Raw genomic sequence first — 11059 nt, 5'->3', positions numbered from 1 at the left:
TAAAAATATATTGATATTGATTTTTTACTCCTTACACCCAGACAGATAAAAATGCTTCTTTTTGGTCATTTTCTTTCACTAAAATATCTATCATCTCTCTTACCGCACCATTGCCGCCGCTTTTTGAGAGTGTTGTATTGACAAGTTCTTTAATTGCATCATGCCCGTCACTCGGAGTAAAACTTCTCCCGGCAAGACGCAGCATATTATAATCATTCAGATCATCGCCGATTACGCCAACCTCATAAAACTCCAGACCGAGTTCAGCAATGATTTTTCTTAGAATACTCTCTTTGTCCCGTATACCCTGGTACAAATGCTGCACTCCCAGTTCTTTGGCTCTTTTTTCAACGATAGAGGAATTTCTTCCTGTTATAATGGCAACCTGATTTCCCGTTTTTATCCAGGTTGTTATGCCAAGTCCGTCTTTTACATTAAAATTTTTGCTTTCAAATCCCTCTGCCGAGTATATAAGTTTACCATCAGTTAAACAACCGTCAACATCCAATACTATCAGTTTAATCATAAAACATCTTTTGTACTTGGGATGCCGACTCTCTCATTCTTTGCCGTTGCCCGTCTGAGTGCAACAGCGACCGCCTTAAATGCCGCTTCTATAATGTGGTGTTTGTTTTTCCCGCGGCACTCTATAATGTGCATGCTTATTCTTGCGTTTAAGGCAAAGGCACGAAAAAACTCTTCAACAAGCTCTGTATCAAACTGCCCTACTTTTCCACTGACACTGAGTTCATAGACCAAAAAAGGACGATTGCTCAGATCCAAATCGCAGGAGACACAGGCCTCATCCATCACAATGTTTGCACTCCCAAAACGCTCCATATTTTTTACAGGGTAAAGAGTCTGAGCAAGCACAGAGCCTAAAACAATGCCCACATCCTCAACACTGTGATGGTCATCTATGTGCGTATCCCCTTTACATGTAACGTCCAAATCAATGAGAGAGTGTTTGGAAAAACTCTCAAGCATATGGTCTAAAAAGCCGACACCCGTATTAATATTACTTTTGCCTGTACCGTTGATATCGAGTGATACTGTTATATCTGTCTCTTTGGTTGTTCTTGTTTTTGTAATCATTTTTAATCCTCTCTCACTATAAATGCACCTTTGAATATGCCGTTTGCCTTGTAGTCTCTTGCTTCTTGTTCACTTTTAAAGCCTTTGATCCAGACTTTGAACATTCTGCCGTTTGGTGTCTGCATATCTTTGATGACTGTTGTATATCCGTCGGTATTGTTATACTTTTCCTGTGTCCTTATTGCGCCGTTTATATTTGAAAAAGAGGCAATCTGCAATGCAAAACTGCTTAATTCCACACTCTTAGGTGATTTTTTCAACTGTTTTTTATTTGGTATCTTGTTTTTGCCTTTTCCTGCAAAACCAAGCACTTCAAGTGTTACAGGAGCAGTTCCCGTGCCTATCATGTCGATTTTTGAGGCTGCCGCTTTTGAGAGGTCTATGATTCTTGTCGAGACAAAAGGCCCTCTGTCATTGATGCGAACCACCGTACTTTTTCCGTTTCTTCTGTTGGTCACTCTTACAATGGTATTCATCGGCAGTGTTTTATGTGCAGCTGTCATATCCCACATATTGTATCTTTCACCGTTAGATGTAAACTTTCCGTGAAAATCCGGTCCGTACCAGCTTGCATTGCCTCGGAATCTGTCTCCGACACTTACGACAGTCGGATAGTACCGTTTTCCGTGTACCACATAAGGACGCATCGTCGGATGTGAATATTTTTTCTGACTGTATGCAGGGCTTGAGTATTTATGATGTATGTAGCTGCTCGGTCCTCTTGTGCTGCATCCGCTTGTAAACAAAGTAATACCAAGCACCGATAAAAAAAATATTTTATTCATACAGCTTCAACCTTTCGCCGACCCGAATCAAAGATCCTTTGATGTTGTTTTGTGCCCGTATGTTTTTAATGCTGATTTTATGGGCTCTTGCGATGGAGCCTAAAGAATCACCTTTTTTTACCATATAATAATGCGTACTTTGAAATTTTTTGTGTTTAGTGTTTTTGGCTATGGGAATGACAAGCTTTTGTTTGATTCGTAAACGGTTTGTGCGCAGTTTGTTGAAATCTTTAATCACCTTGTACGAAACACCGTATTTTTTGCCAATACGGGAAAGGTTTTCTCCCCGTCTGACTACATGTATCTTGTAGATATTCTGTATGGGTTCCTGAAAATACTTTTGCTTGTATTCTGCGAGTTTGATATACGGTATATATACATCGTATCCATCTGCATATGGCGGAACAAAATCATATTTTAAATGCCTGTTGAGCTTTTTCAAATCTTTTAAGGGAATATGAATAAGTTTTGAGAGTCGTGCCAAAGACTCTCCGCGAGGCAGTTTCACGGTTGCAATCGAGTAGGCGTTTGCACGATTTAAAAGGTACTCATACTCACTGTGCAGCATATACTGCTCGTCACTGCCTATCAGGGCAAGGGCAACAATTTTGCGGATATAGTAGCGGCTCTCCCTCGGGATATAGTGTTTTTTAGGATTGAGTAAAACAGAAAGTTTGTCTGTTTTTGCCTTTCTGATTGCCTTGCTTAACGCACCGCCGCCACAGTTATAGGCAATGGCAGCCAAATACCATTTTCCAAACCGCTTATGCAGTGCTGAAAGGTATTTTGCCGCCGCTTCGGTTGATTTGATCAAATCGCGTCTCTCATCTACATACTCGTCAATTTTCAGGTGAAAAAGTTTGCCTGTTGCGGGCATAAACTGCCACAGTCCGGCTGCTCGTTTATTAGAATAGGCCTTTGTGTGAAAATTTGATTCAGCCATGGCAAGATAAAGAAACTCCTGAGGAACATTGTATTTTGAGAGTGTACTCTTAATAGCAGGAATAAACAGATAGGCATCTTCCATCGCCTTGAAAAAATGTTTGTCTCTTGACAATGTTTTTGCTTTCATTCTGTTCATTACAGGGTCATACAAAAATGACGGTTCTATATCAAATGAGTCCAACAATGCCAGTTCTTTGTTGTAGTTTGATTCATACGTCAAATTCGCCAAAAGAAGAAACGGGAAACACAGGGTTAATATATATTTAATCATAGACAACTTTTTAATTTTAATTTATGCTATTTTAGCCAAAATTCTATTAAAAAAAGTTGTAACCACTATGATATTAAGAAATATGAAAGAGTTTCAGGGCATTTTCTGTGGTCAAATTTTCTATTTCCTCTTTTGGAATCTCTAAGATTTCTGACATTTTTTGTGCCACAAGAGTTGTATAAAGCGGTTCGTTTCTCTCTCCTCTGTGTGGTGTAGGCGTCAAATACGGACCGTCTGTTTCTATAAGAAGTTTCTCTTTTGGTATACGTGGTAAAATATTGACAAGCTTTTTGGCATTTTTAAAAGTCAAAACACCGCCTATGCCAAAGTAGAAGTTTTCATTTGCCAAACTTAAAAGCTCATCGTCGGCATTAAAACAGTGCAGCACACCACCCACTTCACCTGCATTATGCTCCAGCAGCAGCATTTTTGCATCATGCGAAGCGTTGCGGATATGGACTATTAAAGGCTTTTTGTGTTTTTTGGCAAACTCTATCTGTGCTGCAAAAACCTTTGCCTGCGCCTCTTTTTCCTGTGCTTTTTCTGCATCACTGCCTTCAAGACGAAAGTAATCCAGCCCGCATTCACCGATTGCCACACATTTTTCATGTTCCACGTACTTTTCAAAATAGGATATATCAAAACCCTCGATGTCATACGGATGCACCCCTATGGCAAAATAGACATCTTCATATCGTTCTGCAATGCTTATGGCTTTTTTCAAACTGCCAAGATCCGCTCCGGGAATGATAAAACGCTTCACCCCACCCTCTCTGGCACGCTCCAACACCGCATCCAAATCTTCATCATACCGGTCATCATCCAAATGTATATGTGTGTCAATTATCATTTTTCTTTTCTCTTCTCTTCTTTACATGTAATATATTTCGTATCATTAAAAATATAAAAAACACAGAAACCAAAACAGAACCGACTGCAAGGAGTGTATTGCCTGCATTATAAAAACTGTATGCCAAAAAAAGCCCTACAATAGAGATTACGAAACACATTTATTGGCTTCCAGCAGCTCTTTTGCAAACTTTTTTGCTTCACTCGAAACAGTCTCTCCACTGATAATTCTGGCTATTTCATCGACTCGTTCGTTCATGTTCAGCTCTTTTGTTTTTGATATTTTACCATCTTTATAGACCAAAAAGTGCTGATTTCCCATAGAAGTCAGTTGCGGCTGATGGGAAATCACAAATATCTGAAAATGTTTTGAGAGTTTTTTCAACACTTTTGCCACGCTCATAGACTCCTCACCGCTTAGATTCGCATCTATTTCATCCAGCATCAATACCCCGCCGTTGTTGCTCATAAACTCTGACTTTAAAGCCAAAACTGCCAGACGGAGCCTGTTAAACTCACCCGTACTTATTTTGGAAAGTTCCGTGTCATTGAGTTCAATCTCCAGCTTGTCCTGTCCGTAAAGGTTGTATGATATTGTGCGCATGTGGATCTTTGCATCTCTTAAATACAAATTATGCAAGTAGCGATTTAAGTCTTTGACAAAACCCGGCAAAGCTTTTTCACGGCAGGAACTCAATGCATCGGCAAGCTCTTTAACTTCTGCAGAGAGCTTTTCATACCTTGTATGCAAATCGTTTTTTGCACTTTCAATATTTTCATATTTAACAAGTTCAAGCTCTTTTTGCTTTTTATACTCCAGTGCTTCTTCTATGCTTCCGTACCTGCGTTTGAGTCCGCTTAAGGCCTCTATACGGTTCAGCACCTCCTCCACATCAACATCATCCAATGCGCTAAAACGCTCCTGCGAACTCTCCAAGATACTTCGCAACTCATTCATGGCATCATCAAAAAAACTGCTCGATTCATCCAAAGCATCCAGGGCAGATGAAACCAAATGCTCGTAATTGAAAATCTCATTTGCCGACTCTATACTGCCTAAAACTTTCTCTTTTTTTGAAAGCGCTTTTTTAATTTGCAACAGTTCTTCATCTTCGCCTATAACAGGGTTTATGTCTTCTATTTTTTTTATCTCATACGCTGCAAACTCTTTTAACTCAACAATTTTTCTCTCTTCTTCTTCTATTACATGTAATGCTTTTTTTACTTCTTGATATTCTAAAAAGCTTTTTTTATAGGACTCTTTTATCTTCGCAATTTTTTGGGATTTGCTCTCTGCCCTTTTATCTAAAATGTCAAGCAGGTTTTCATTTTCAAAATCGCTGAAGTCTTTTAAACTCAAATGACGAAGATATTGGGATGCAACCCGACTGATAGCTTTGCGAGAAAGGCTTTGGTTGTTAATAAAGTAACGAGATTTTTCTTTTTTGATGTGTTTAAACACGTTGATATCATCATTTTCAATGCCGCACTCCTCTTCGTCAATCGTCCAGGTAACACTTGCTTCACAAACAGAAGCATCACAAGACGCACCCCCGAGCGATGAAAGTATAGACTCCATAAGTATAGACTTCCCGCTCCCACTGGGACCGGTAAACACAACCAGACCCGATTGCAAATTAAGCTCCGCTTCTTTAAAACTCAAATAATCTTTCAAGTAAAATCTTTCTATCATTCTTTTGCCTTTTTAAAAGTCCAAAGGACTTATGAGTTTTGCTTTGTTCATCTCAGAAACTACGTGTCTGGCACTAAATGCCGATACCACCGTCGCTAAAGCGAAAGTGTGGTGTAACCACTTAAGTGTTTCTACAGATTTATGCCCTAAAAGCTCTTGAATACTTCTTAAGTCTATGCCTGCTTGCAGTAAATGAGTCGCATAACTATGTCGAAATATATGTGAAGTCACACGTTTATTTATGTTTGCTTTTTGTGCTGCTGCTTTTATATTTCTGCCTAATGTTTTTGGATGAATATGGTGCCTTCTAATCGTATCACTCCGAGGGTCTTTTGAGACTTTAGTCATAGGGAAAATATATTGCCACTTTGTTTCAAACTTTGCTTTTGGAGATTTTCTTTCATAAGCATGAGGCATATATACAGAACCGTATCCATCCTTTATATCTTTAGCATGTATGCCTTTAACATAGTCAATTTGTGCAAAAAGTCTTTGCTTTATTACTTGAGGAAGAGGAACTGTTCTATCTTTTAAACTTTTAGAATTCCATATATAAAGTTTATCAAATCCAAAATCTATATCCTTAATCCTTATATTTAATGCTTCGCTCATTCGTAAGCCACAGCCATACATAAGATATACTATAAGTTGATATATCCCTGTCAGATTTTCTAAAATTTTCTGTACTTCATCTTTGGTTAAAACAACTGGTATATGTTTTCTTTCTTGTGCTCGTAAAGCCTGAATATTTTCATTTGACAAGTCTATATCTAAAACTTGAGTATATAAAAATAAAAGTGCAGAAAAAGCTTGATTCTGTGTAGTAGGACTTACTTTTCTCTTAACTGCCAAATAAGTTAAAAATTCTTCTATCTCATTCTTGCCCATTTCAACGGGATGCTTTTTTTTATGAAAAAATATATACTGTTTTATCCAGCCAGTATAAGACTGCTCTGTTTTAATACTGTAATGCTTAAATCTAATTTTTTCACGAACCAAATCAAGTAGTTTTTTCTTCATTTGCATAATAACTCCTTTAGAACTAGACAGACATTATGTCCTTTCTCTACAGTTTATCTTTATTAGAAAGACATTTTGTCCAACTATTAGACTATTTTTCAGTAAAAGGTACATTTAGAATTTTTACAATAGTAGCTCTTTTTTTGTTTTAAACTAATTTTTATTGCAAACTGTCATATTTTTAAAAATAGAAAGACAATTATCATGTCTCACTATTTTTGTTTTTTAAGGTTTATGTGTATATAATGTCTCCTATTAAATAGTTATCCGCTCACTGCGTGACCGGATAACGGGGGCGCGGGTTGAACACCCGCTAGTCATCTGTCGCACAGCGCCAGATAACAAGCGGGAGGAATGAGCAACAACATCAGAAAATAAATTTTCAGATGTCGCCGTCATTCACCCGCGCCCCCGTTATGTCACAAATCAAACATAGAAGAAGTAAATGGAACTAAGACCTACAAAATCAGAAGAATTATTTTTATATTTAGGATTTAATAAATTTTATGACCTATTTGAAGAATTAATGGATGATGACTTTTGGGAAAAAGATTCATGGTATCGTTTTAGTAAAGTCTCTCAAGTTTTTACGATTTACACTGAGCTATTAACGTATGAACCATTTAAATATGTTCTTGATAATATAAAACAAACTAGACCACCTATGGAATCTGAGATTGGTGGTGTACTATTTAAATTTGTACGAAACATATTGGCACATTTTCCACTTTATGAATCATGGGATAAAGTATGGATAAATAAAGAACTTGTAAATTGGCAAAAACAAGGGCTTACAATTGATAAATTTTTGAAAAAATATGTTGGTCATAATGAAGTGAAATATAGATTTTGGGAAGAAGAGAAAAAGAAAATGACATATATAAGTATTAGATTTCCAACAACATATAATGATACAAAAATCTATCTCAAAGATATTATTAGTGAAAAAGACGGTGTTAAGTTTTCATTGATTATGATGAAAAACATATTAAATACTCAAGTTGAATCAGTAAAAGAAAAGACATAACAAGTACGAGGAACACAATAATTTACCCTGCGGGGAAATTATCGCTCTCGACAACCGTTATGTGAATAAAGGAATTTTAAATGCAACCACTTATGATGGTTAAAAAACATGAAAACCAAGAATGGAAAGATGAAGAACCAAAAACTTTTGAAACATTATTAGAAGGATATAAAGAATGTATGCCATCTGTTAATAGCATACTGCTTGAAACAAGATACTTTATGAATAATCACATGTTAAATAATGATTTTAAAATAGCACCAAAATACTTTTTGGCTTTTGATGATAGTTCAGTTCAAACAAATGGGATAGTTGCAATAAGTGCTCTATATGTTTTTCCCAAGTTTAGAAACAATGGACTTGCAAAAGCTTTATTGGACCAAATAAAACTTTTGGCACAGCAAAACGTTATATTACAAATTGCAGTAAATGAAAATAAATTTATTGAATTAAAAGATTTTTATTCAAAAGTGGGCTTTCAAACAACAGGTATAGTCAACCCACCCGATAGTTTAGGAATTAAATATATTGATTTATTTTGGTGTATTGCACCAATTAAATTAACATTTACTCCAAACGGAACAGCAATTGAACGTGTATAAAACACATAACAATTACGAGGAGACCAATAATTTACCCTAGCGGGAAAATTATTGCTCACGACGAACGTTATGCACTAAAGGAAATTTATGGATTTACATGACCAATATGAAAAAGCTTATAAAGAAAGACCACATGTTGTAATACTTGGTGCAGGTGCTAGTGTTGCTACAATACCTAATGGCGATAAAAATGGTTTAAAAACATCTGTAATGGATGGTTTTTTAGAAAAATTAGGTATGCTAGAAATTATAAATAATTTAAATTTAAAGACAAAAAGCAATAATTTAGAAGATATTTATTCTGAATTGCATGAAGATGAACACTATGCAGATATTAGAAATGAATTAGATAAAAAAATCAGAGATTATTTTAATCAATTTCAAATACCTGACAACCCTACAATTTATGATTTTTTAATTTTATCTTTAAGAAAAAAAGATTTAATCGCTACTTTTAATTGGGATCCATTATTACTACAAGCTTATATAAAAGTATCAAAGATTACAAATGAACTACCTCAGTTAGCATTTTTACATGGTAATGTAATGATTGGGTATTGTGATCTTGATAGAATTGAAGGTAGTATTGGTGACCTATGCCCAATTTGCAATTCTCTACTTACACCAAGTAGATTACTATATCCGATAAAGCATAAAAACTATAATCAAGATCTTTATACAAAAGCTAATTGGAATAAATTAAAGCGATTTCTATCAAATGCTTATTTAGTGACTATTTTTGGATATAGTGCTCCAAAATCGGATATAGAAGCTATCGATATGATTAAAGACGCTTGGGGTGATATAGAAAAAAGAAATATGGAGGATTTTGAATTTATTGATATAAAAAGTGAAGATGAAATTGTTGATACATGGAATAAATTTATACATACACATCATTATTCACTGACTAATAATTTTTTTAATTCAGTTCTTGCTACATTTCCAAGAAGAACAACAGAAGAATTATTTGATAGAACACAAAATGTAAAATGGCTATCTCCAGATGATAAAACAAAATTCACATCAGATTTAACATTTGAAGATTTAAGTAAGATTATTGACAATTTAGTTGATGAAGAAGACAGATTTAAAGATAGTTATATAACATTAGAAGGTGCTTAACAAAACATAGTAGCGAATAAGTAGCCTACGGCGACTTATTCGCTATATTCAGTCGTTGTCCGCTCACTGCGTGACCGGACAACGGGGGCGCGGGTTGAACACCCGCTAGTTCTCTGTCGCACAGCGCCAGACAACAAGCGGGAGGAGCGAACAACCATTTGAAAACATAAATGTTTGAAAATGGCAGTCACTCACCCGCGCCCCCGTTAGAACAACATCAAAAGGAAAAATAATTGTATAAAACTGAAATATCCAAAAGACTTAACAAAGCAGACTACACAAGATTACCTAGATTATTAGAAATTCAAGGTACTTTTGATGATATTATATAATGCCCCTAAAAATCAAGACAACTTCTCCAGAAATTTAATTTCATCTTCATCTGTTACCCTATGCCACATTTTTTAGATATTCAAGATAAACATTCATTGGTTTTTGATAGTTTATACTTGAATGAAATCTTTTAAAATTATATTTGTGTATATATGCTGCTACTCCTTCTTTTAAATCTTTGATTGTTATATAATCATTTATATAGATATTGCTGTGCTTGAGAGTTCTGAAGAATCTCTCAATTACGATATTATCGATACTTCTGCCTCTGCCATTCATTGATATTTGGATATCATGTTTTTTGAGTAATTGGGTGTGCTCATAACTTGTATACTGGCTCCCCTGATCAGAGTTAAATATCTTAGGCTTAGGATACTTTGCAAGTGCCTCTTGAAGTACATCTGTGGCAAGTGTTGCATCCATACTGTTAGAGATTTTATATGCAAGCACAGCTTTACTGTGCCAGTCGATAATAGCAGCAAGATACATAAACCCACCATTGATGCGAATATAGGTAATATCTCCACTCCACACTTCATTTGGTGTTGAGACATACACTGTTTTTTTCTTGCCGTTTTGAGTCCAGTACTGCTTGAGCAAATATTCATATACTTGATGTTGGGGATGTTTGATACTTGTGACTCTTTTCTTTGTTGGATATATCGCTTGTATCCCTAAAATCCCCATATATTTGAGCACTCTATTTCTTCCAATATTGTAGCCATCCTCTTTGAGTTGTTCATAGATGAGTCGATACCCATATTCTGAATTATCAGTAGCGATTTCATCGATTTTATGGAGTATTTTTATATTCTCTGCACTTATAGGCACGGGGTTATAGTAAAAACTACTTCTACTGACACCAATAAGTTCACACTGCTCTGATATTGAAAGTTGTTTATGCCTGGACTCTATCAGAGCTCTTTTTTCAATCAAGTCCAAGCTCTTTAACTTTCCCACTGCCCACTCCGCCTTTACAGTTGCCTTGCCGAGTGCTTTAGCCAACTGCTCATTTTCAGATTTAAGCTCTTCTATCTCATCTTTATAGGCTTTGGTAGCTCCGCCAACATCAAATGCTAAAGAAGCATTTTCTAAAAACTGCTGTTTCCATTTCCCTAATGATTGTGATGTTACCCCATACTTCGAGGCTAATTGACTTGTTGTCATCTCCTCTTTTAGCATCTCTAAGACTATTTTTGTTTTTTGTTCAGCTGTGTAAGTTTGACCTTTTTTTCTACTCATAATTTCATCTCCATAATTCTTATTATTTTAACTTTTTTGAAAATAAATCTTACTGAATTGTTGTCTTAGATT

The 11059-nt window shown here is 35.8% G+C and carries 12 protein-coding genes; 3 read left to right on the top strand and 9 right to left on the bottom strand.

Annotated elements, in window-relative coordinates; translation table 11 throughout:
- Positions 1 to 31: 31 nt before the first annotated feature.
- The 8 genes from MLC52_RS06295 to MLC52_RS06260 all read right to left on the bottom strand — a co-directional run bounded on the left by MLC52_RS06295 (position 32) and on the right by MLC52_RS06260 (position 6664).
- Positions 32 to 526, bottom strand: a complete 495-nt coding sequence (locus MLC52_RS06295; protein WP_151900304.1) for a KdsC family phosphatase — start codon at positions 524 to 526, stop codon at positions 32 to 34.
- The gene (gene hisB, locus MLC52_RS06290) at positions 523 to 1095 is read right to left on the bottom strand and encodes an imidazoleglycerol-phosphate dehydratase HisB (protein WP_346388770.1); all 573 of its coding nucleotides are present in this window, start codon (positions 1093 to 1095) and stop codon (positions 523 to 525) included. Before hisB ends, MLC52_RS06295 begins: the two co-directional genes overlap by 4 nt.
- Positions 1096 to 1097: 2 nt before the next feature.
- Positions 1098 to 1880, bottom strand: a complete 783-nt coding sequence (locus tag MLC52_RS06285; protein ID WP_434579655.1) for a septal ring lytic transglycosylase RlpA family protein — start codon at positions 1878 to 1880, stop codon at positions 1098 to 1100.
- The gene (locus MLC52_RS06280; protein WP_230973323.1) at positions 1873 to 3096 is read right to left on the bottom strand and encodes a lytic transglycosylase domain-containing protein; all 1224 of its coding nucleotides are present in this window, start codon (positions 3094 to 3096) and stop codon (positions 1873 to 1875) included. The genes MLC52_RS06285 and MLC52_RS06280 overlap by 8 nt, the downstream gene beginning before the upstream one ends.
- A gap of 73 nt (positions 3097 to 3169) precedes the next feature.
- Complete coding sequence (locus tag MLC52_RS06275; RefSeq protein WP_346388768.1) at positions 3170 to 3946, bottom strand: TatD family hydrolase; 777 nt, start codon at positions 3944 to 3946, stop codon at positions 3170 to 3172.
- Complete coding sequence (locus tag MLC52_RS06270) at positions 3936 to 4106, bottom strand: hypothetical protein (protein ID WP_434579653.1); 171 nt, start codon at positions 4104 to 4106, stop codon at positions 3936 to 3938. The genes MLC52_RS06275 and MLC52_RS06270 overlap by 11 nt, the downstream gene beginning before the upstream one ends.
- A complete protein-coding gene (locus tag MLC52_RS06265; RefSeq protein WP_434579651.1) occupies positions 4094 to 5638 on the bottom strand; it encodes an AAA family ATPase in 1545 nt (514 codons plus the stop codon). The genes MLC52_RS06270 and MLC52_RS06265 overlap by 13 nt, the downstream gene beginning before the upstream one ends.
- Before the next feature lie 12 nt (positions 5639 to 5650).
- Positions 5651 to 6664, bottom strand: coding sequence for an integron integrase (locus tag MLC52_RS06260; protein WP_434579649.1), 1014 nt, complete (start codon positions 6662 to 6664; stop codon positions 5651 to 5653).
- A gap of 439 nt (positions 6665 to 7103) precedes the next feature.
- Here MLC52_RS06260 and MLC52_RS06255 point away from each other — a divergent pair, with 439 nt between their 5' ends.
- The 3 genes from MLC52_RS06255 to MLC52_RS06245 all read left to right on the top strand — a co-directional run bounded on the left by MLC52_RS06255 (position 7104) and on the right by MLC52_RS06245 (position 9412).
- Complete coding sequence (locus MLC52_RS06255) at positions 7104 to 7685, top strand: hypothetical protein (protein WP_434579647.1); 582 nt, start codon at positions 7104 to 7106, stop codon at positions 7683 to 7685.
- An 80-nt stretch (positions 7686 to 7765) separates the two neighbouring features.
- Positions 7766 to 8287 carry a GNAT family N-acetyltransferase gene (locus tag MLC52_RS06250; protein ID WP_434579646.1) on the top strand — a complete coding sequence of 174 codons (522 nt, stop codon included), beginning with the start codon at positions 7766 to 7768 and terminating at the stop codon, positions 8285 to 8287.
- 87 nt (positions 8288 to 8374) lie between these two features.
- Positions 8375 to 9412 (top strand): hypothetical protein, encoded by a 1038-nt coding sequence (locus MLC52_RS06245; protein ID WP_434579644.1) that lies wholly within the window; start codon positions 8375 to 8377, stop codon positions 9410 to 9412.
- A 390-nt stretch (positions 9413 to 9802) separates the two neighbouring features.
- Here the strand turns inward: MLC52_RS06245 and MLC52_RS06240 are convergent, their stop codons facing one another.
- A complete protein-coding gene (locus MLC52_RS06240; RefSeq protein WP_434579643.1) occupies positions 9803 to 10987 on the bottom strand; it encodes an IS3 family transposase in 1185 nt (394 codons plus the stop codon).
- Positions 10988 to 11059 lie beyond the last annotated feature (72 nt).

It is taken from the genome of Sulfurimonas sp. NW15, from assembly GCF_051132285.1.
GTDB lineage: Bacteria > Campylobacterota > Campylobacteria > Campylobacterales > Sulfurimonadaceae > Sulfurimonas > Sulfurimonas hydrogeniphila.
Note: the sequence above shows the minus strand (reverse complement) of the source record. Positions and strands in the feature narration are given on the sequence as shown.

Bases quoted from the DNA above. Each gene is read 5' to 3' on its own strand.
- MLC52_RS06265 (WP_434579651.1), bottom strand. From the start codon at position 5,638: ATGATAGAAAGATTTTACTTGAAAGATTATTTGAGTTTTAAAGAAGCG.
- MLC52_RS06245 (WP_434579644.1), top strand. From the start codon at position 8,375: ATGGATTTACATGACCAATATGAAAAAGCTTATAAAGAAAGACCACAT.
- MLC52_RS06295 (WP_151900304.1), bottom strand. From the start codon at position 526: ATGATTAAACTGATAGTATTGGATGTTGACGGTTGTTTAACTGATGGT.
- hisB (WP_346388770.1), bottom strand. From the start codon at position 1,095: ATGATTACAAAAACAAGAACAACCAAAGAGACAGATATAACAGTATCA.
- MLC52_RS06285 (WP_434579655.1), bottom strand. From the start codon at position 1,880: ATGAATAAAATATTTTTTTTATCGGTGCTTGGTATTACTTTGTTTACA.
- MLC52_RS06240 (WP_434579643.1), bottom strand. From the start codon at position 10,987: ATGAGTAGAAAAAAAGGTCAAACTTACACAGCTGAACAAAAAACAAAA.
- MLC52_RS06250 (WP_434579646.1), top strand. From the start codon at position 7,766: ATGCAACCACTTATGATGGTTAAAAAACATGAAAACCAAGAATGGAAA.
- MLC52_RS06260 (WP_434579649.1), bottom strand. From the start codon at position 6,664: ATGCAAATGAAGAAAAAACTACTTGATTTGGTTCGTGAAAAAATTAGA.
- MLC52_RS06270 (WP_434579653.1), bottom strand. From the start codon at position 4,106: ATGTGTTTCGTAATCTCTATTGTAGGGCTTTTTTTGGCATACAGTTTT.
- MLC52_RS06275 (WP_346388768.1), bottom strand. From the start codon at position 3,946: ATGATAATTGACACACATATACATTTGGATGATGACCGGTATGATGAA.
- MLC52_RS06255 (WP_434579647.1), top strand. From the start codon at position 7,104: ATGGAACTAAGACCTACAAAATCAGAAGAATTATTTTTATATTTAGGA.
- MLC52_RS06280 (WP_230973323.1), bottom strand. From the start codon at position 3,096: ATGATTAAATATATATTAACCCTGTGTTTCCCGTTTCTTCTTTTGGCG.